At 46.2% G+C, this 20,372-nt stretch carries 18 protein-coding genes; 7 read left to right on the forward strand and 11 right to left on the reverse strand.

The genetic code is table 11. The annotated features are described in order from the left end of the window. Positions 1-1,137, reverse strand: a 1,137-nt coding sequence (locus tag AACT18_RS10615) for a retention module-containing protein (protein ID WP_141138117.1), incomplete at its 3' end; no start/stop codon positions are given. Between the two features lie 432 nt (positions 1,138-1,569). Here AACT18_RS10615 and AACT18_RS10620 point away from each other — a divergent pair. From AACT18_RS10620 to AACT18_RS10630, 3 genes are all read left to right on the forward strand, one after another. Next, positions 1,570-2,880 (forward strand): TolC family outer membrane protein, encoded by a 1,311-nt coding sequence (locus AACT18_RS10620; protein ID WP_094125084.1) that lies wholly within the window; start codon positions 1,570-1,572, stop codon positions 2,878-2,880. Beyond that, a complete protein-coding gene (locus AACT18_RS10625) occupies positions 2,861-3,496 on the forward strand; it encodes an OmpA family protein (protein WP_094125085.1) in 636 nt (211 codons plus the stop codon). Before AACT18_RS10620 ends, AACT18_RS10625 begins: the two co-directional genes overlap by 20 nt. 117 nt (positions 3,497-3,613) lie before the next feature. After that, a complete protein-coding gene (locus AACT18_RS10630) occupies positions 3,614-3,964 on the forward strand; it encodes a DUF2750 domain-containing protein (protein ID WP_094125086.1) in 351 nt (116 codons plus the stop codon). Positions 3,965-4,066: 102 nt separating this feature from the next. Here AACT18_RS10630 and queC read toward each other — a convergent pair whose 3' ends face one another. Then, positions 4,067-4,759: a 7-cyano-7-deazaguanine synthase QueC gene (gene queC, locus AACT18_RS10635; protein ID WP_176428315.1), complete on the reverse strand. Its 693-nt coding sequence runs from the start codon at positions 4,757-4,759 to the stop codon at positions 4,067-4,069. Positions 4,760-4,769: 10 nt separating this feature from the next. Then, positions 4,770-5,420: a 7-carboxy-7-deazaguanine synthase QueE gene (queE, locus tag AACT18_RS10640; protein WP_033197471.1), complete on the reverse strand. Its 651-nt coding sequence runs from the start codon at positions 5,418-5,420 to the stop codon at positions 4,770-4,772. 192 nt (positions 5,421-5,612) lie between these two features. Here queE and yidA point away from each other — a divergent pair, with 192 nt between their 5' ends. Next, positions 5,613-6,431: a sugar-phosphatase gene (yidA, locus tag AACT18_RS10645; RefSeq protein WP_094125320.1), complete on the forward strand. Its 819-nt coding sequence runs from the start codon at positions 5,613-5,615 to the stop codon at positions 6,429-6,431. 58 nt (positions 6,432-6,489) lie between these two features. Here yidA and AACT18_RS10650 read toward each other — a convergent pair whose 3' ends face one another. The 8 genes from AACT18_RS10650 to AACT18_RS10685 all read right to left on the reverse strand — a co-directional run bounded on the left by AACT18_RS10650 (position 6,490) and on the right by AACT18_RS10685 (position 17,343). Next, positions 6,490-7,914 (reverse strand): bifunctional NUDIX hydrolase/phosphatase PAP2 family protein, encoded by a 1,425-nt coding sequence (locus AACT18_RS10650; RefSeq protein ID WP_094125321.1) that lies wholly within the window; start codon positions 7,912-7,914, stop codon positions 6,490-6,492. Between the two features lie 29 nt (positions 7,915-7,943). Beyond that, positions 7,944-8,426, reverse strand: coding sequence for a GNAT family N-acetyltransferase (locus AACT18_RS10655; protein ID WP_094125322.1), 483 nt, complete (start codon positions 8,424-8,426; stop codon positions 7,944-7,946). Between the two features lie 224 nt (positions 8,427-8,650). Then, on the reverse strand, positions 8,651-10,528 hold the full coding sequence (locus tag AACT18_RS10660; RefSeq protein WP_094125323.1) for a propionyl-CoA synthetase: 1,878 nt from the start codon (positions 10,526-10,528) through the stop codon (positions 8,651-8,653). 27 nt (positions 10,529-10,555) lie between these two features. After that, entirely contained in the window at positions 10,556-11,746 is a 1,191-nt protein-coding gene (prpF, locus tag AACT18_RS10665) for a 2-methylaconitate cis-trans isomerase PrpF (RefSeq protein WP_094125324.1), read from the reverse strand. Further along, on the reverse strand, positions 11,743-14,349 hold the full coding sequence (gene acnD / locus AACT18_RS10670) for a Fe/S-dependent 2-methylisocitrate dehydratase AcnD (RefSeq protein ID WP_094125325.1): 2,607 nt from the start codon (positions 14,347-14,349) through the stop codon (positions 11,743-11,745). The genes prpF and acnD overlap by 4 nt, the downstream gene beginning before the upstream one ends. 119 nt (positions 14,350-14,468) lie before the next feature. Beyond that, positions 14,469-15,596 (reverse strand): bifunctional 2-methylcitrate synthase/citrate synthase, encoded by a 1,128-nt coding sequence (prpC, locus tag AACT18_RS10675; RefSeq protein ID WP_094125326.1) that lies wholly within the window; start codon positions 15,594-15,596, stop codon positions 14,469-14,471. A gap of 26 nt (positions 15,597-15,622) precedes the next feature. Beyond that, the gene (prpB, locus tag AACT18_RS10680) at positions 15,623-16,519 is read right to left on the reverse strand and encodes a methylisocitrate lyase (RefSeq protein WP_017046149.1); all 897 of its coding nucleotides are present in this window, start codon (positions 16,517-16,519) and stop codon (positions 15,623-15,625) included. A 113-nt stretch (positions 16,520-16,632) separates the two neighbouring features. Then, positions 16,633-17,343: a GntR family transcriptional regulator gene (locus AACT18_RS10685; protein ID WP_026028009.1), complete on the reverse strand. Its 711-nt coding sequence runs from the start codon at positions 17,341-17,343 to the stop codon at positions 16,633-16,635. Positions 17,344-17,616: 273 nt separating this feature from the next. On the opposite strand from AACT18_RS10685, the gene AACT18_RS10690 reads away from it, so the two are divergent. From AACT18_RS10690 to AACT18_RS10700, 3 genes are all read left to right on the forward strand, one after another. After that, positions 17,617-18,447, forward strand: a complete 831-nt coding sequence (locus AACT18_RS10690) for a hypothetical protein (protein WP_094125327.1) — start codon at positions 17,617-17,619, stop codon at positions 18,445-18,447. Positions 18,448-18,697: 250 nt separating this feature from the next. Further along, positions 18,698-19,669 carry a tripartite tricarboxylate transporter substrate binding protein gene (locus AACT18_RS10695; RefSeq protein WP_094125328.1) on the forward strand — a complete coding sequence of 324 codons (972 nt, stop codon included), beginning with the start codon at positions 18,698-18,700 and terminating at the stop codon, positions 19,667-19,669. Between the two features lie 202 nt (positions 19,670-19,871). After that, positions 19,872-20,369 (forward strand): tripartite tricarboxylate transporter TctB family protein, encoded by a 498-nt coding sequence (locus tag AACT18_RS10700; RefSeq protein WP_176428337.1) that lies wholly within the window; start codon positions 19,872-19,874, stop codon positions 20,367-20,369. Positions 20,370-20,372 lie beyond the last annotated feature (3 nt).

A 20,372-nucleotide genomic window follows, 5' to 3' on the forward strand; every position in this document is an offset into this window, starting at 1 on the left:
TGGCGCATCGTTGGTGCCCGTCACTGTGATGGTGATCGTTTGGGTGTCTGTGCCACCTTGGCCATCGGCAACTTGGACGGTCACTTCGACGTCGGTCGTCTCGCCTACCGCGAGGGAGTCGTAAGCCGCATCTTTCGGATCGAACGTCCAAGCATTTCCTGTCAACGTGAAGCCAGCTGGCGCACTCGCCGCATCGCCATTCGCATCAACCAGGCTGTACGTCAGGTCGCCCTGCGCCGTATCCACATCGGTCGCCGTCACCGTGCCGCTGATCACATCGCCACCTTCGGTCGCGCCGGCCTCTACATCCGCCGCCGCCACTGGCGCATCGTTGGTGCCCGTCACTGTGATGGTGATCGTTTGGGTGTCTGTGCCACCTTGGCCATCGGCAACTTGGACGGTCACTTCGACGTCGGTCGTCTCGCCTACCGCGAGGGAGTCGTAAGCCGCATCTTTCGGATCGAACGTCCAAGCATTTCCTGTCAACGTGAAGCCAGCTGGCGCACTCGCCGCATCGCCATTCGCATCAACCAGGCTGTACGTCAGGTCGCCCTGCGCCGTATCCACATCGGTCGCCGTCACCGTGCCGCTGATCACATCGCCACCTTCGGTCGCGCCGGCCTCTACATCCGCCGCCGCCACTGGCGCATCGTTGGTGCCCGTCACAATTGACCCTAAAGCACTTTGAGAATAGCTTTCTAATAGCGTTAAACTTTGTGTTTCAGATAGGCCTAGCGCGGTGAGTGCTGACGTGGAGAATTCTGTTGCGGCTATGGTTTCCGAAGCGTCGCGAGCGATGCTGACTGAGCCCGTCGGGCTTGAACCGTTCGATTCACCCGCTGCAGTTGCAAGATCTTCGCCTAGCTGTGTTGGGTCTTGGCCTTGCTCTAATGCTGCGAAAATTTCATTGATGTCATTGGTTATGTCTACGTTGCGACCATCAGCGTTAACTCTTGATATTTGTACATCATTATTATTGCCTACATCGTCTTGGGTAGCGTTACTGGCACTGATGATTATTTCACCAGGCAAGGTTTTTTCTCCTGGCTGAAGCACCCGTACATTGCCATTTGCATCCACAACGATCATCTGACCGAAAGTTAATGTTGTACCTAAAGAAAAAGAACCAAGTTCCATATAATACCTCTAATAACTTCCGAATTCACAACGATGCGACTGTTTACATTCCTACATCTTTGCTACGTAATTTGTCATTTCTAATGGTAATAAATTAGCATTTAACACCTGTAATACAAAGGAAAAACCATTTTTACACCTTCTTATGTGACGTAGGTGGAGACTTCAGTCACACATTTATAGTTTGAATCAATATCACACTAAAGATGTACTTTATTATAAAAACAATCAACAATGTTTAATAAATGTTAATTGATGATTTGGTGTATGATTCTTTGCTAAAATCACGAATGTAATGAATATGTTACTGTTTACTGATGAGAATTTAATGCTATTTTGTTGCGTTTTTCCATCAAGCGTCTCGATAATGCAACAGCTAATGCCGTACTATTGCGGCTTAAAAGAAGTAGAAGTTCCTAGAGGAGTGCCCAAGTGAATTGGATGAATATGAAAACGTTGAGCTACGCCATCGCACTCAGCTTCCCGATCTCTGTATATAGCCAGACTCTTGAGCAAGCGGTGTCAATAACGCTTGCAACCAATCCAAATATTAAAAGTGCATATAACGAATATGTGAGTAAGCGCTATAATAGCGAAGCCTCTTCTGGTGCTTATCTTCCAAGGATCGATCTCGATGCTGGTATTGGCTACGAAGCGGTTGATTTAGCCTCTGGTACTGAAAATGAACTTACTCGTAAAGAAGCCACCATTACCTTAACCCAACTGATTTGGGATGGTTCTTCGACTTTAAACGATATTGATCGTACTTCGGCTGATGCCGAATCGGTTCGTTTCCAACTCTTAGCTGACGCTCAAGATATCGCATTAGAGGTCACTAAGGTGTATCTCGATGCAACGAAAGCGTTTGAAATACTGACACTTTCTGAAAGCAACCTCTCAGTACATAAGAAAATATATCGTGATATACAAAAGCGTGTGGAATCAGGCATTGGTTCAACCGCTGATCTTTCTCAGGTTGAAGCTCGTTTAGCTAAAGCCCATGGCAATCTTTTAGCTGCACAGAATAATCTGTTTGATATACATACCCAGTTTAAACGGTTGGTAGGTCAACCTCCTCAAGATTTAATTTTCCCTAGAGCAGACCATTCTGCTTTGCCTTTTACCGTTGATGACGCTTTAGAAAAAGCCTACCAAGATCACCCGGTCATCAAAGTAGCGCAAGCCGATGTTGATTCCGCAAAGTTTCAATATAAACAAACTCAGGGAACAAATTACCCAACGTTATCTTTCGAAGCTGCACAAACATGGCGTGATGATGCCGGTGGGATAGAAGGTAGCAGCGATGAATTATCGGCCATGATTAGGATGCGTTACAACCTGTACAATGGTGGTTCAGATTCTGCGCGCACCGACAGTGCAGCCTACCAAATGAACAAAGCGAAAGATTTAAGAGATCGGACTTATCGTAGTGTTGAAGAGGGGTTGCGTTTATCTTGGAGCGCTCTTGATTTGACATTACAACAAAAAGAATTTTTAGCCGATCATGTTGATTCTGCTTCAGATACGGTTATTGCTTATGAAAAACAATATAAGCTCGGCAAGCGAACACTATTGGATGTGTTGAATACTGAAAATGAGCTTTTCGAAGCAAGAAAAGGTTATCTCGATGCCAAATACGATGAACAGTATGCAAAATACCGTGTTATGAATGCAACTGGGTCATTGTTGAGTTCGTTGAGAGTGGATACACCCAAAGAGTGGCATGATGCGGTGGAGTACTAACATGTTGAAATACTTATGGCCAATGATGGCGAGCTTACTCTTTATCACCTCGACGACTTCATCTGCTAGAGATGATTATCCATATATTGATATGCCACTCGCTGATCAAATAGACGATTTACGTGACGATGATTTTGACGGCGTGATTAATGCCAGAGATTTGTGCCCCGAAACACCATTGAAGTCAGAGATCGATAATGATGGTTGTGGCACTTTCATTAAAACCGAAGAGCAACTCCAGCTTAGAATTCTGTTTGCGAATGATTCAGCAATAGTCAACCCTGTGTTTCTAAGTCAAATACGGTCAATGGCCAATTTTCTCAAGCAATACCCTTCAGCTTCGATTGAATTACAAGGTTATGCCAGTAAGGTTGGGAATCCAGGTTATAACTTAGAGTTATCGAAAAACCGAGCTTATAACGTCGAGAAGGCGCTTGTTAGTTACGGCATTAGCCATACTCGTGTCCGTATTGTTGGTTTTGGTGATACTGAACTGACAGAAAATGGTGATGATGATATTAGCCATGCGATGAATAGAAAAGTTGTCGCCACTGTCGTCGGCCACAAAGGTTCGGTGAAAGAAGAGTGGACCATTTTCACCAAACGCGAGCGTTGAAATCGATATTTATCGAGGATTGGGGCGTTTTCGCCCCTTTTTTCTGTCTAAAATTCTAATGAGTTTACTAGCACAAAATGCTATCCTTGCGCGTCATCACCTTATGAGATAAAGATAATGAGCAAATTAACTGCTGACCTTCAAGCAAACTTAGAATTGTTTATTGAACAAACAAAAGAGACCCAACTAGTATGGGGCTTAAAAAATGAAGATGGTTGGCTGGCATGCGACTCGACAGAATTTGAAAGTAGTGAAGTTATGCCTTTTTGGTCAACCAAAGAAGATGCACAAACTCACAATGTTGAAGAGTGGTCTGACTTCGAAGTATTAGAAATTCCTCTCGATATTTTCGTAGAAGATTGGTTGATTACCCTTGATGAAGATGGTGTATTAATTGGCACTAACTGGAATGCAAGCTTAGAAGGTAAAGAAATCGAGCCTGCCGATCTAGCTAAAATGTATCTTTAGCTAAAGTGAGTGGGTGCTCTATTGGTCAATTCTTAAATTAGCCAAGCGTAGAACACCCATTTACACATCACTTTATCAAATCACTTGTTATTCGATAAATCATTAAGCTATTGATTTCTTGTTGTAAAGCGCATTCATTATTGATTCTTTACTTGATAAGTAATCATTTAAACCCGCCTTACGCAGCTGACATGATGGGCAACCACCACAGCCGTCTCCGATAATACCGTTATAACAAGTCAGTGTCTCATGCCTGATCAGATCGAGAGCGCCATATTCATCAGCCAATGCCCAAGTTTCTGCTTTGTTTAGCCACATTAAAGGAGTACGAATGTTGAATGGGCGATCCATCCCTTGCACCAAAGCACTGTTCATCGCTTTAACAAAATCATTTCGGCAATCCGGATAACCAGAAAAGTCTGTTTCACAAACACCGGTAATCACCTCATCTGCGCCTATTTGATACGCGTAAATACCCGCAAGGGTCAAAAACAGAATGTTACGCCCCGGCACAAACGAGTTCGGTAACCCATTCTCTTGTAACTCGTGTGATACTGGAATATCGTCACGAGTAAGTGAACTGATCGCCAACTCATTGAGTAAGCTTACATCCATGACTTTATGTGCAGCTACACCTAACTTTTTCGCTAAGGTGCTGGCAACCTCAATCTCGAGTTTATGGCGTTGGCCATAATCAAAGGTGATGGCGTGCACTTCATCAAACTCTTTTAATGCCTGAACCAAACAGGTTGTTGAATCTTGGCCACCACTAAATACCACAACGGCTTTTTTCATTTTCATCTCCTCAGGCAATACTTAAATATTTATGCGTTTGAATCGATAAACGCCAGTTCCTCGCAATGCATGTTTCAATGCACAGTTGGGTTGCCCGCTCTTTCTGGCTAATGGGCTGTAAAGCAATCACCGTTGAATCAGGAACTTGTGCTCGCAGCAATAACGCATCTAGCTGTTCAATATCCTTAGCCGTTGCGACGGGGTGCTTGATCTCATTTGCTCTTAACAGAGCTGAATCGAGTACAGGCAGTTTGCCCTTCATTGCAATTTTTGGTGACACTGTCACCCATGTATTTGCCGAGGTTTGAACCGGGAATGTGCCACTGGTTTCAATTTGAATGTGACACCCCATTGCCTCAAATGCTTGCGCAAGTGAACGCAGATCATAAATGCATGGTTCACCACCTGTAATTACAATATGTTTGGCGTTATAACCCTGCTTTTTGTAAAGTAACACCAGCTCATCTGCACTGACTGAGCACCAAGCTGGGCTATCTTGTGTCTTGGTGAGAACTTCATTGATAGGACGTTCGTCTTGCGGTGTGGCATCCCACGTCTGCTTTGTATCGCACCAAGCGCATCCAACAGGGCACTCCTGTAAACGAATAAAAACAGAAGGCACACCAGTGTATACCCCTTCACCTTGGATGGTCTCAAACATTTCATTAATTTTGTACAACGTAAACTCAGCCTAACTCAATATCAAAAAATGCAGGTCGCTGACCTTAATAGATGCCTTGCCTTAGGTCAAACTAAACCCATCACGTGCGTAAAAATTTGACTAAATCAGTGGCGATCACATCTCAACTTGCATAAGCTGCTGGCTTTCTTCTTCACTTAATTTAGGTAAGTCATGTATAAACTCATCGCTTTAGATATGGACGGTACTCTTCTCAATAGCCAAAAACAGATCACAGCCAGAACAAAACAGGCTATAGCCAAAGCTCGTGAAAAAGGAGTTAGAGTTGTGCTGGCGTCTGGACGTCCTATTGATGGCATGCGCGATAAGTTGCAAGAACTGCATTTAAACTCAAATGAGGATTTTGTCCTTTACTACAACGGCTCAATGGTTCAAAACATTGGCAGTGGTGAAATTATTCATCACAAAATTATCGATGGCCGCTCTGCAAAATTAGTCGCTAACCTTGCTAACCAACTTAACGTGAATACACACGCCTTTAGCCAAGTTCATGGTCTGATCACGCCTAAAATCAGTGAATATACCGAGCTTGAAGCAAGAATCAACGGACTGCCGATCACGGAAATGGATTTTGAACAGCTTGAAGATGATCATCCCATCATCAAAGCAATGATTGTGGCAGAGCCGAGCTTGCTACAGAAAGCCATTGAACAACTTCCTCCGGAGCTCTATCAGCAGTTTACTATTGTACAAAGTGCACCATTCTTTCTTGAATTCTTAAACACACAAAGTAATAAAGGCGTCGGTGTCAAAGCGATTGCCGAGCACTTGGGGATCGAGGCTAAACACATTATTTGTATGGGAGATGCTGAAAATGATCATCACATGCTGCAATACGCAGGACTTGGAATTGCAATGGCAAATGCGATGGAACAAACGAAGCAGCTAGCCGACTATATTACACTTAGTAACGACGACGATGGTGTGGCAGTTGCTATAGAAAAATTTGTACTCGGTGAGTCTCACGAATAGGCATTAAAGACGCCTCAGTCGAGGCGTCTTTAATCGGGATGTTAACTAAACAACCAGGTTAAGCACAGCATTTTCTCATGAACCATGCAAAGATGAGCATGAGTAGTGGCAAGCGTAGCGTTTCAACCATTAAAGAGAAAATACTGCTGTATGAAACGAGCGTGGCACCAAATAACACCACTTGATTGAGTGCTAATAACAAAATGATCAGCAGCCACATTCGTTGAAGAGTGATGTGTAGTGGTTCAGTGCTCTTTGTCATAACTAAAGCCGATGCCGTCAGCAAAATGGCTAACCAAGCGGTGAAACTAGGCAAGGGCCAGATCATAACCAGCAGTGCAACCGTGATCGTTAAACCCCACCATACCCCACGCGAACCCAGCAGTGTTCTGACGTCGGTATAAGATTGTTCATCTAAACGAACAATGTGCCACGCAACCAGAGCGCCCAACAATCCACCTATCACCATATCGCTGATGAAGGCTTCCCCAATATAGAATTTGGCCAACATTAATAGCCCCATCAACACGATAAAACCCACAAACATTCGGTTGAAATCGAGATGATCAAAAGCTCGCAATAGTGATATCCCTACACCAAACCAAACTGCAATCGGTAAACTTGGAAAACCGTACCCGTAACTTTGGCAAAGTTCCAACAATGGTATATAGGCATGAGGTCTTGGTAATGCAAATCCTTGCTGAGCCACCAATGACAATAATGAACTCACGGTAACCACAAAAAATATCTTATAAACAGACTCTTTACCCAGATAACAGGCAATCACTGGAAATAAAACTATCAGCAATAAAGGATCCGTCAATTTGGTGATCCATACTGCGATTTGATAAATCGACGAACTCAGCGTATACGGCCATTCCGCGACCGTATTCTGCAATTTCATCATCCAGCCTAATTCGATTTGGTGAAACCGAGGCGCAGCAGAAACCAGATTCTCTACATAAATCACGGGTTGGCTATCCGCTTCTTGATACATGGTTTTGATCCGATCCCATTGCTCAGGGTAACGATACTGACTTGCATCAATACGATACGGATCGATCAGCATTGCGCTAGCAACCTCGACACCATAATGAGGAGCAAACCAAATAGGCAACTCATGTCCATTACGGCTATTTTTTGACTCAAAAGCAATCACATCGGAATCACTACGACAGCTGTAAACGACAGCCGTATCCGTATACCCCAACGTGCGCCCTACCGTTACAACAAGGCCCGTTTCTTCCCATGTTTCTCTTTGCGCGGCCAATTCTGGAGATTCACCGGGAGATATCGTCCCTCCTGGCAATGAAATCTGCTTGGTGATCACCTCGTTAACGAGCACGATCTTATGATCGGCTTTAACTAGGCATAGAGCACCACGAATATTATCTGGTAGCGTTACGGGTTGTTGAGCGACACCAACACTTGACCAGAACAACGACAGCAAACAGACACTCAACAATGAAAACTGTTTTAACACATTAAAAATCCATGATTATTATTATCGAATTACTTGCTATCGATTGACTTTCTTAACCAATGTATATGCGATGAAAAACCAGAACGTTGATAAAAAGATTGCGCTCCTTGGTTAAAATCCCACACTTCGACAAAGACTTGGGTAATACCGTACTCTTTTAATGTCTGCTCCATTTTTTGAAACAACTGCTGTGCGATATGCTGCTGACGATATTGTGGCTCAACGTAAAGCTCATCAATACTGCCGATTGGTACCGCTTTGCTCACGCTTGAAATTAACTCGCAAAAGTGACCCGATATAAATCCCACAATTTGACTGTCTATTTTGGCAACGTAAACCAAACATTCCGGATCATCTAAATAACGAGCAATACTTTTTTCTTGTTCAATCTCTTCTGCTGTTTTGAAATGCTCAGGGCAAGCAAGGTGATGCTCATGATGAAGGTCATACATCAACTGATTCAGTTGCGGTAAATCACGATCACAAGCAGGAGTTATGATAACTAACGACATATTTCGCGCTCTGAATGAATAAAGCTTTGGCCGTGATTCTATAAGATAGTGATTAAAAAATATATCTTCATGCGTAGCGTTTTGGGTCGATTGAGCGCTAATCTCGTCTTAGAACTAAGACAGAGGAACTAAGAGAAACAAATAAAATGCGGATTGCAAATTGGCAATAAAAACGCCTCATTCATCTGAGGCGCCTCGATTAATCGTCAACTATAGGGTAGCCGCTAGTGATGGAGCGCTTTTTCTAACTCACTCAAGCTCATTGGGTCATCAATTGTTGAAGGGACAGCATACTCTTCGCCATCGGCAATTTGTCGAATGACTCGACGCAGAATTTTACCAGAGCGCGTTTTGGGTAAACGATCAACAATTAACGCATGCTTAAAGCACGCTACCGCACCAATTTCACTGCGCACTTTGTTAACAAGTTCTTGTTCCAAGTCGCGCTCATCCACCTTAACGCCATCTTTAAGCACCACCAACCCTAGCGGCAACTGCCCTTTAAGCTCGTCATACACTCCAACTACAGCACATTCGGCAACCGCAGGATGAGCACCGACGATTTCTTCCATCTCCCCCGTAGATAAACGATGGCCTGCAACGTTTATCACATCATCAATTCGCCCCATGATGAAGAGATAACCTTCTTCATCCAAATAGCCACCATCACCAGAAACATAGTAACCGTCAAATTGAGCAAGGTAACCGGACTCAAATCGTTCGTGATCACGCCATACCGTCGCTAAACAACTTGGTGGTAAGGGGCGTTTCAACGCCACAAACCCTTGTTGATTGGCGGGCATCACTTCACCTAGCTCATTGAGAATCTCGACCTGATAACCGGGAATCGGTTTCGTTGCTGACCCCGCTTTAATTGGCATTGACTCAAGCCCTATCGGATTTCCAGCAATCGCCCAACCGGTTTCGGTTTGCCACCAATGGTCAACTACTGGCTTTTGAGTGTGCTGTTCTACCCATTCAAGTGTCGGCGGGTCAAGACGTTCTCCGGCCATAAAAATAGTGGTTAAAGTGGATAAATCATAATGTTTGAGTAGATCGCCATTGGGATCTTCTTTTTTGATGGCGCGAAAGGCGGTAGGCGCAGAAAAAAGTACGTCCACCTTATACTCTTGGCACACTCGCCAAAATGCAGCCGGATCGGGTGTGCGCACCGGTTTACCTTCATACAAAATAGTGGTGCAACCGTGAATCAAGGGTGCATAAACAATGTAAGAGTGACCGACTACCCACCCCACGTCCGACGCAGCCCAAAAAACACCTTGTTGAGGCATATTGTAGATGGTTGACATGGAGTACTTCATCGCGACTGCATGACCACCGTTGTCGCGCACCACCCCTTTGGGTTTGCCTGTTGTACCTGATGTGTAAAGAATATAAAGCGGATCGGTCGCCAAAACCGGCACGCAATCATGCGGCGGCGCTTCTTTAACGGCTCGATTCCACTCTAGATCTCGCTCATTATTTAAGTCAGCCACATGCTCCGAGCGTTGTAACACCACCACTTTTTCCGGCTTCCATTTGCTGTCTAAAATGGCACGGTCAACTAAGGGTTTGTAGGGTAAAATCTTATTGATTTCGATACCGCAAGATGCCGTCATGATCACTTTCGGTTCAGCATCTTCAATACGCACCGCTAATTCATTGGGTGCAAAACCGCCAAAAACGACAGAGTGAATCGCGCCAAGCCGTGCACAAGCGAGCATCGCCATCACTGCTTCCGGGATCATTGGCATATAAATGATCACCCGATCGCCTTTAGCAACACCTTGCATTGCCAGCATTCCCGCTACTTTCGCTACCTGATCTCGTAATTGTGTATAGCTATATTGACGCTTTCTTCCGGTCACTGGGGAATCATAAATCAGCGCGGTTTGCTCACCTCGCCCCTGTTCACAATGGAAATCTAGCGCCAACCAACAGGTATTGAGTACACCATCGGTAAACCAGCGTTCAATGCCATGCTCATCTTTTTGTAAGATAGTTTGGGGAAACTCAAACCACTCAATCTGCCGAGCTTGAGCCTGCCAAAATGATTCAGGTTCAGATTGAGCCCATTGATATTCCTTTAAATATGCCGACATAACATTTCCCTTAACATGATTTGAGGCTTAACGATGGACTCGCACCCAACCTTCCATTAACACCCGCGCGCTACGGCTCATACTGGCTTTCTCTATTCCCCAATGACCCTCTCGTAAAACGGCTTTAGCGCCCACTTTCAGCGTACCGGATGGATGACCAAAAGTGACCGATTCTTTTGCTCCACCGCCCGCCAACATATTCACTAACGTTCCAGGGACACTGGCCGCTGAAGCGATGGCCACGGCGGCCGTTCCCATCATCGCATGATGCAGTTTTCCCATAGACAGCGCGCGCACCACAATATCGACATCGTTCGCCGATACCGCTTTACCACTGGATGACAAATAGGATTGCGCTTTTGCTACAAACGCTACTTTAGGCGTATGTTGGCGCAGTTGGGCTTGTTCAATATGCTCAATCAAACCCATTTTCACAGCGCCATAAGCGCGAATTGCTTCAAACATCGCCAAGGCATGATCATCATTGTTGATCGCCTCTTGCAGTTCAGTACCTTGATAACCGATGTCGTGAGCATCGATAAAAATCGTCGGAATGCCCGCATTAATGAGCGTTGCATTCAAGGTTCCCATGCCGGGGATTTGCAGTTGGTCGAGCACATTTCCGGTTGGGAACATCACACCGCTATCATCGGCAGGATCGAGAAAATCAACCGCAATTTCAGCGGCGGGAAAGGTCACCCCATCGAGTTCGAAATCACCACACTCTTGCACTTCACCCTGCTCAATTGGCACATGAATAAGAATGGTTTTGCCAATGTTGGCTTGCCAAACGCGAACCGTCACTACACCGTTATTAGGGATCTGTTCTGGGTCGAGAAAACCGCTGTGAATCGCAAATGGCCCTACTGCCGCAGAAAGGTTACCGCAGTTGCCGCTCCAGTCTACAAACGCTTTGTCTATCGAAACTTGGCCGAATAGATAATCGACATCGTGATCGGCTTGCTCACTTTTGGAGAGAATCACGGCTTTGCTGGTGCTAGAACTTGCGCCGCCCATGCCATCAATTTGTTTGCCATAAGGATCGGGGCTACCAATGACACGCAACAGCAGTTGATCTCGTGCCTCTCCCGCTTGCTGAGCCTCTTTGGGTAAATCTTCAAGCCGAAAAAACACGCCCTTACTGGTGCCGCCGCGCATATACATCGCCGGAATTTTTAATGAGTTACTCACCTGATACTCCTTTATCCTTAGCGTCATTGAGCCAGAAAATCTTGCGCAAAACGCTGCAATACGCCACCAGCCTGATACACACTGACTTCATCAGCCGTGTCTAAACGACAAGTCACCGTAACCTTCTGCTGTTCGCCCTTATTTGCGCCTTGCGTACGAGTGATCACCAAGGTTAAGTCGACGCCCGGCTTAATATCTCCCACCACATCATAAAGCTCAGTACCATCGAGTTGCAGTGTGTGGCGGTCTGTTCCCGTTTTAAATTGCAGTGGCAGAACACCCATCCCGACTAAATTCGTGCGATGGATCCGTTCAAACCCCTCGGCAACAATGGCTTCAACTCCCGCCAAACGTACACCTTTCGCCGCCCAATCACGTGACGAACCTTGCCCATAATCGGCCCCAGCAATAATGATCAATGGCTGCTTACGACCCATATAAGTCTCTATCACTTCCCACATGCGGGTAACCAAGCCTTCAGGTTCAATACGCGCCAACGAACCTTGCTTTACTTTGCCCTCCTCTTGCACCATCTCATTGAACAGTTTGGGGTTAGCAAAAGTGGCGCGTTGCGCCGTTAGATGGTCACCACGATGCGTGGCATAGGAGTTAAAATCTTGCTCCGGAACGCCCATTTTGAGCAAATACTCCCCAGCGGCACTGGTCGCTAAAATAGCGTTCGATGGCGATAAATGATCCGTAGTGATGTTGTCACCTAAAATCGCCAAAGGTCGCATGGCTGACAACCGACGTTCACCCGCTAACGCACCTTCCCAATAAGGCGGACGACGGATATAAGTGCTCATGGGGCGCCAATCATAAAGTGGCTTTTGTTTGGCCATGTGCTCATCTAATTTAAACATCTGAATGTAGATTTGTTTGAACTGTTCGGGCTTAACATGGCGCGCCACCACATCATCGATCTCTTCATCGGTTGGCCATAAGTCATTGAGGTAAATCGGCTTGCCTTGCGCATCTATTCCCAACGCGTCTTTTTCAATATCAAAACGAATCGTACCCGCAAGTGCATACGCCACCACCAATGGCGGAGAGGCAAGAAAAGCCTGTTTCGCATAGGGATGAATGCGGCCATCAAAGTTTCGGTTACCTGATAGCACAGCCGTCGTATAGAGATCGCGTTCAATGATTTGCTGCTCAATCCTAGGATCAAGCGCGCCACTCATGCCATTACAGGTGGTGCATGCATAAGCGACGATGCCAAAACCGAGCTGTTCTAGCTCAGGCAGCAGACCGGCTTCCTCTAAATAAAGTTTGGCTACTTTTGAGCCCGGTGCAAAAGAGGTTTTGACCCAAGGTTTGCGAACCAAACCCAATTGATTGGCCTTTTTCGCCAGCAATGCGGCGGCCACGACATTGCGCGGATTACTGGTATTGGTGCACGAAGTAATGGCGGCGATGATCACTGCGCCATCAGGTAATTCGCCTTCTTTGGTTTGCCACGCCCCCGCAATACCGCGCTCGGTCAGTTCGCTTGTCGGCAAACGGCGATGAGGATTCGAAGGCCCGGCTAAATTGCGCTGTACACTTGAGAGATCAAACTCCAGCACCCGTTCGTATTGCGCTTCAATCAAATCATCGGCCCATAAGCCGGTTTGCTTAGCGTACTGTTCAACCAAGGCTACTTGCTGTGCGTCTCGACCCGTGAGTTTGAGATAGTTGATGGTTTGCTCATCAATATAGAACATGCCTGCGGTTGCACCATATTCAGGTGTCATATTGGAAAGCGTTGCGCGATCGCCAATCGTCAATGCGCGAGCGCCTTCTCCGAAAAACTCCAGATAACAAGACACCACGCGCTGATTTCGCAAGAACTCCGTAATGGCAAGCACAATGTCGGTCGCGGTGATCCCCGCTTGGCGTTGACCGGTTAGTTTAACGCCGACAATATCGGGCAGACGCATCATCGAAGGCCGACCTAACATCACTGTTTCAGCTTCTAACCCACCGACGCCAATCGCCAACACACCTAATGAATCGACATGAGGAGTATGGCTGTCAGTACCGACACAAGTATCTGGAAATGCTAAGCCGTTTTTCACTTGGATGACGGGCGACATTTTTTCTAAGTTAATCTGGTGCATGATGCCATTGCCTGCCGGAATAACGCTGACATTTTCAAAGGCGGTTTTGCACCATTCGATGAAGTGAAAGCGATCTTCATTGCGGCGATCTTCAATCGCACGGTTTTTTTCAAACGCGTCAGCTTCGAAGCCGGCATGTTCAACCGCGAGTGAGTGATCGACAATCAGTTGCGTTTCCACCACAGGGTTTACTTTGGATGGATCACCGCCTTGCTGAGCAATCGCGTCTCTTAACCCCGCCAAGTCCACTAAAGCGGTTTGCCCTAAAATGTCGTGGCACACCACACGCGCCGGATACCACGGGAAGTCGAGATCGCGCTTACGCTCAATCAGCTGTTTCAGCGAATCAACCAATGTGTGCGGCTCACAGCGGCGGACTAAGTTTTCCGCCAGTATCCGTGAGGTATAAGGCAGCCGATCATACGCTCCGGCTTGGATATCATTGACCGCTTCTCGTGCATCAAAATACTCCAGCGCGGTCGCTGGTAATACTTTTTTGTATTGGCTGTTGATCGTTTGATGACTCATCAATTCCACCCATAAAACTGTCTATTCGAAACATTGTCTATTCAAAACATCGTCTAGCGAGCTAGGTTTTACCTGCCATCAAACCATACACCAAAGGAGCATGGCTTGATTTCATCCCATTAACGCTGCTCTATTGGTATCCACTCTTGATGTTCAGGACCGTCATAATCGGCACTTGGGCGAATAATTCGGTTATTAGCGCGCTGCTCAAACACATGAGCGGCCCAGCCGGTTAATCGACTCATCACAAAAATAGGGGTAAATAATGGCGTAGGAATACCCATAAAATGGTAGGCCGAAGCGTGGAAGAAATCCGCATTACAAAATAGGTCTTTCTCACGTTTCATCACCGCTTCAACACGTTCTGATACCGCGTACAAATGCGTATCACCCACCGCTTCAGATAACGCTTTTGACCAACGTTTGATCAATGCGTTACGCGGGTCACTTTCACGATAAATAGCATGACCAAAACCCATTATTTTGTCTTTATTAGCCAACATTTGCAGAATATTGGCCTCAGCTTCGTCCGGTGTTTGCCAGCGTTCGATCATCGCCATCGCCGCTTCATTGGCTCCACCATGCAACGGGCCACGCAGTGTGCCAATCGCCCCGGTTACGCAAGAGTGAATATCTGACAGCGTAGAAGCACAGACGCGTGCGGCAAACGTTGATGCATTAAACTCGTGCTCTGCATACAGAATCAATGAGCAATGCATCACCTGCTTATGCAGCTCGCTCGGTGCTTTTCCTGTCAGCATTTTTAAGAAGTAGCCACCAATGCATGCTTCGCTTTGATCTTCAGTGTCAATCCGGATGCCTTGGTGGCTGAAACGATACCAATAACAGATAATAGCGGGGAAAAGTGCCAACATCCGTTCGGTCGCACTCAACTGCTCAGCAAAACTGTGCTCGGTTTCAAGGTTGCCTAAAACAGAACAGCCGGTGCGCATTACGTCCATTGGATGTGTACTGGCTGGTAGCAGCTCTAGCGCGGCTTTTAACGGCTGCGGTAAACCTCGTAATCCCATTAAGCGGGTTTTGTACTGGTCAAGTTCACTTTGATTAGGTAAATGGCCAATCAATAACAGATGAGCGACCTCTTCAAACTGTGCATGGTTGGCAAGATCGGTGATGTCATAACCTCGATAAGTTAGACCCGTCCCAGTTTTTCCGACAGTACATAAAGCGGTGACTCCCGCGCTTTGACCGCGCAGACCTGCGCCGCCCAGTGGTGCGTTTGACATATTGAACTCCTTTTCCTTTGTTTTTATTATTCCTTTGATGAAAAAAGCTCGTCGAGCTTATCTTCGTAATCGTGGTAATTGAGATAGTCATACAGCTCGCTACGGGTTTGCATGCTATCGAGCAAAGCTTGTTGGTTGCCCTGCTCTAATAAATGGCGATAGACATTCTCAGCCGCTTTATTCATCGCACGAAACGCACTCAATGGGTAAAGCACCATATCCACTTTCACTTGAGCAAGTTCTGCACATGGGTAGAGCGGCGTCTGCCCAAACTCAGTAATGTTGGCTAAAATCGGTACTGACTTACCACAAGCTGCGCTTAACGCGGTGGAGAAACGATCGTACTGCTCAAGAGTGGTCATCGCTTCGGGGAAAATCATATCGGCTCCGGCCTGCACGCAAGCAATGGCACGTTCAATGGCGCTATCAATGCCTTCCACCGCTAACGCATCGGTGCGCGCCATGATCACAAACTCTGGGTTCACTCGTGCATCTACCGCAGCTTTAACGCGGTCAACCATCTCTTGCTGGCTGACGATCGCTTTATTAGGGCGGTGCCCGCAGCGTTTCTGCGCAACTTGATCTTCCATATGCACGGCAGCAGCGCCCGCTTTTTCCATCGCTTTGATAGTGCGAGCAATGCTAAATGCGCCGCCAAAACCGGTATCAATATCCACCAGCAAAGGCAAATCACACGCATTGGTGATGCGCTCAACATCCACCAGCACATCATTTAATGTGGTGATACCTAAATCGGGCAAACCATACGAAGCGTTAGCGATGCCACCACCCGACAGATAAATGGCTTGGTGGCCTAAACGTTTGGCCATCATTGCGCAATAGGGATTGATCGTGCCGACAATCTGCAGTGGATCATTTTGTTGAACAGCGAGTCTAAATTTCGCCCCCTGACTTAAGCTCATGAGATTCTCCTAATCAGTCGCTTGGTTATCGCCCTTATTCAAGGCCGCTCTATGCGTGGTTCTTGGTTTGCTTCATTGCAGGCATGATTATTTTCTACCCACAGCACTGTGGCTTACTCTTTTACTATCTGCTGTTCAATCAAGATTCGACTGCCCGAAATATGGCGTCGCATCAACATCTCAGCCAGTTCTTCATCGCCGTTTTTGATCGCTTGTAGAATGTATTTGTGCTCATCCAACGCCTCCTTCGGACGTGAATGTGAGCGTGGCGATTGATAACGATACATGCGCAGTAAGTGATAGAGCTCATCACACAATAAAGTCACTAATTTATGATTACGGCTGGCTTTGATGATGCGGTAATGAAAGTCAAAATCACCGTGTTGATGAAAATAGGAAGCCCCTTCGACTTGCTCAATATGATTCGAATGTGTCGACAATAACGCCTCTAGCCCTTGTAATTCAGAGGGCGAAATGTTGCGCGCCGCTAACCTTGCCGCCATACCCTCTAACGCTTCGCGTACTGCATAAAGCTCCACCAACTTACCGGGTGACAACTCAATGACTCGCGCGCCCACATGTGAAACACGTTCGATCAACCCCAAGCCTTCCACACGCATTATCGCTTCACGCAGTGGCCCACGGCTGACTTGAAAACGTTTGGCGAGTTCGGGTTCTGAAATCTTGCTGCCCGGTGCTATACGCCCTTCAACAATCGCCTCAATCAGATACTCCGTAAGGTTTTCCGATTTGGTGTTCTCTTTTTCTCGTTCAACAGCGTGTGATTTTGTATCAGTACTGTTTAGTGTTAGTGCACTATTCATCTTGTTATCGCTCACAGGTTGGATTCATGCTGAGACGCAAAGCACTCACACACTTATATGTGTTAACAATCATTAAAACTCACTGTTAAAATAGACCATAAAACCATCGATAATCAATAAGATTGTCGACACATTAGACTAATGTATAAGAAACTTAATGATTAAATTTGAACCCGAAGAAGATAAAACTCTGTGAGCTTGAAAAGAGAAAAGTGTCGATTTCGCAGATAGAATAAGCAGTGCAACCCATTACCGATGACACGGCCGTCACTTATGAATCTTTGCAAGAGAATCACGCACTCTCCTTTTGGTTACGCTCTCGCCTGCTCGTTGCTCTTATCTGGATGCATTGCTTACAACAGTAAACCGAAAAATCCGCGCAGCTACCCACTACTGAGTGAGGCGATCTATTCTGAAGATGATCTTTCATTGGCAGACAACCCAAATATTATTCGCACGGCAATAGAGGAGAATCAATCGGTTACGATCAATGACCTCAACGCGCTAACAAACCAGTTACCTATTGTTTTTCCTGAATTAAATTTACACCTTGAGCAAGAACACTCATTTGATGCTCGCTTATTTCAAAGCGCAGTACAGCAACTTGTTGCTCAATTTGCTTGTGAATTGTACAGCAGCCAGCAAATGCCCGATTCGGTTCAAATGTGTGCAAACGATGGCCGTGTAACACCGAACAACTTAGGTTATTTGCCTTTCCAGCAAGGCAAGTATTCGGGTGAGCGCTTAACGGTTCATCGATATTCTCAACCGCAAGGTTCTCAATCGCAAAGTGTAGCTGTTGATCTCTATCTTAAAAGCACATCGGAGCGACCACTGAGTTCAATATGGGGCTCGACGCATACTTTAGGGCGGTTCCATGGATCGCACTTTTCATCGGACAGTGTGGTACTCACCGTCTACTTCGAAGGGCATGTGTTAGATGAGCGTCATCAATGGCAAGCCCAATATCCCGAACCTTTGATCTTTTTCTTGCTGCTACCCAGTATCACGACCTTACTTCAGCAAGGTAATGACGCCTTAGCCGCGCAATTTGCAATGAATAACACCCGATTACTGCTAGTAGATAGTGAGACAAGACGCTAACGAAGACTCGTCACACAACGCAGCAAAATAACGCTGTGAACTTTATGAACAAAAACGTTTTTATGCCCTATATTGTTTTTATCTACGCATTAGAGACAAACCTGTAACAGGTTATTAACTTAACGTATCTGCATTAGATCATTGATGCAGTCATGATAACAACGATAAGCACCCTATCTCCGCCTGTAGCATTCAATCACAAACGCTCCAAGGTAAAGATGAAGATGCGCCCTACATAAGGAACGTGAATATGTTTAAGCAGTTCAAACCAACCCTCACTGCATCCATACTGGCTGCAACCTTTTCTGTTAGCAGCTTCGCCGCTGATATTGAGAAACTTCACATTTTAGTACCCGGTGGCGCGGGTGGTGGTTGGGACATGACGGCTCGTGGTACAGGTGATGTACTGATGAAAACCGACATTGTCGGCAATGTGTCTTACCAAAACTTATCCGGTGGCGGTGGTGGTAAAGCGATTGCACACCTAATTGAAACCGCAGACCGCCAAGAAGATACCTTGATGGTCAACTCTACACCGATTGTTGTTCGTTCTTTATCCGGTGTTTTTCCACAATCCTTCCGCGATTTAACACCGATTGCCGCCACTGTTTCTGATTATGGCGCTATCGTTGCTGCGGGCGATTCAAAATACAAAACGTGGGAAGATGCGGTTGCCGATTTCAAAGACAACCCGCGTAAAGTCAAAGTCGCTGGCGGTTCTGCTCGTGGCAGTATGGATCACTTAGTCGCCGCGGCCGCCTTCAAAGGGCAAGGGTTGGATCCAAAAGAAGTTCGCTACATCGCCTATGACGCGGGTGGCAAAGCCATGGCGGCACTGCTTTCTGGTGAAACACAACTGCTTTCAACAGGCTTAGGTGAAGTGCTTGAAATGTCCAAGTCTGGCCAAGTGAAAATTTTGGCGATCACCGCCCCTAAACGTTTGGAATCTGCCCCGAATATTCCAACATTAACTGACTACGGCAACCCAACTGTATTTGCTAACTGGCGCGGCTTCTTCGCAGCCCCTGGGATCAGCCAAGAGAAGATTGATCAGTGGAACGCAGCATTAGCGAAAATGTACACCACCGATGAATGGAAAATCGTCCGCGACCGTAATGGTTGGATCGATAATTATCAAGCGGATAAAGAGTTTTACGCCTTCTTAGAAGCCCAAGAAAAAGAGATGGGTGATCTGATGCGTGAGCTCGGTTTCCTGAAGTAAGGTCGCTAAGGGGACAGTTCCTTGCCTTGTCCCCGCTAGCAACACTTTTGCCGTGTGCAGTTATGCTCAATACTCCTTTGTTTATCAGGCAAATATGGATAGGAAAACCTCCATACACCTATCCCTTTGCCCTTAGTTAATCAATTCATTAACTCGCTGCTACACGGCTCTTTTCTCCCCTATTTTTACCATGGAGTTGGATATGTCGGATCTGCCAACCAAATTTTTCAGCAAAGAATATTTACTGTGCCGCGATCGCGTTGGCGCGTTGATCTTCCTTGTTCTTAGCCTTTGCTACGGCTATCAAACGACTCAAATACCGATGTTTCCCGGTGATGAATACGAACCGTTTAACGCCCAAACCTTGCCGACTCTGCTGACTTACGCTGGAATTGGCCTCTCTTTGTTGATGCTGGTTTTAGGGCAGCACGATAAACAAAGCGGCGCGGTATTGCACTTCAACTGGAAATTGTTGATTGGTTTTTTAGTGTTGATGGCGCTGTACGGACTTGGTCTAACCTATTTAGGCTTCGTACTGGCCACCAGTTTCTTTCTACTCGCTGGCTTTTATATTTTGGGTGAAAGACGCAAATCAGTGTTATTTGGTGCTTCTTTTCCCTTTGTCATCGCGTTTTATCTGCTGCTTACTCAAGGTTTGGACATTTACCTTGAGCCCGGCGTTATTTTCACACTCTGGTAGGAA

It is taken from the genome of Vibrio sp. V04_P4A5T148 (assembly GCF_963875605.1).
Classification (GTDB): Bacteria; Pseudomonadota; Gammaproteobacteria; order Enterobacterales; family Vibrionaceae; genus Vibrio; species Vibrio anguillarum.

What these genes read in the sequence shown, in the direction of transcription:
- AACT18_RS10630 (WP_094125086.1), top strand. Translation starts at nt 3,614, where the DNA reads ATGAGCAAATTAACTGCTGACCTTCAAGCAAACTTAGAATTGTTTATT.
- queC (WP_176428315.1), bottom strand. Translation starts at nt 4,759, where the DNA reads ATGAAAAAAGCCGTTGTGGTATTTAGTGGTGGCCAAGATTCAACAACC.
- AACT18_RS10700 (WP_176428337.1), top strand. Translation starts at nt 19,872, where the DNA reads ATGTCGGATCTGCCAACCAAATTTTTCAGCAAAGAATATTTACTGTGC.
- AACT18_RS10625 (WP_094125085.1), top strand. Translation starts at nt 2,861, where the DNA reads ATGATGCGGTGGAGTACTAACATGTTGAAATACTTATGGCCAATGATG.
- prpF (WP_094125324.1), bottom strand. Translation starts at nt 11,746, where the DNA reads ATGACGCTAAGGATAAAGGAGTATCAGGTGAGTAACTCATTAAAAATT.
- AACT18_RS10655 (WP_094125322.1), bottom strand. Translation starts at nt 8,426, where the DNA reads ATGTCGTTAGTTATCATAACTCCTGCTTGTGATCGTGATTTACCGCAA.
- queE (WP_033197471.1), bottom strand. Translation starts at nt 5,420, where the DNA reads ATGTTTGAGACCATCCAAGGTGAAGGGGTATACACTGGTGTGCCTTCT.
- yidA (WP_094125320.1), top strand. Translation starts at nt 5,613, where the DNA reads ATGTATAAACTCATCGCTTTAGATATGGACGGTACTCTTCTCAATAGC.
- AACT18_RS10695 (WP_094125328.1), top strand. Translation starts at nt 18,698, where the DNA reads ATGTTTAAGCAGTTCAAACCAACCCTCACTGCATCCATACTGGCTGCA.
- acnD (WP_094125325.1), bottom strand. Translation starts at nt 14,349, where the DNA reads ATGAGTCATCAAACGATCAACAGCCAATACAAAAAAGTATTACCAGCG.
- prpC (WP_094125326.1), bottom strand. Translation starts at nt 15,596, where the DNA reads ATGTCAAACGCACCACTGGGCGGCGCAGGTCTGCGCGGTCAAAGCGCG.
- AACT18_RS10660 (WP_094125323.1), bottom strand. Translation starts at nt 10,528, where the DNA reads ATGTCGGCATATTTAAAGGAATATCAATGGGCTCAATCTGAACCTGAA.
- prpB (WP_017046149.1), bottom strand. Translation starts at nt 16,519, where the DNA reads ATGAGCTTAAGTCAGGGGGCGAAATTTAGACTCGCTGTTCAACAAAAT.
- AACT18_RS10685 (WP_026028009.1), bottom strand. Translation starts at nt 17,343, where the DNA reads ATGAATAGTGCACTAACACTAAACAGTACTGATACAAAATCACACGCT.
- AACT18_RS10690 (WP_094125327.1), top strand. Translation starts at nt 17,617, where the DNA reads ATGAATCTTTGCAAGAGAATCACGCACTCTCCTTTTGGTTACGCTCTC.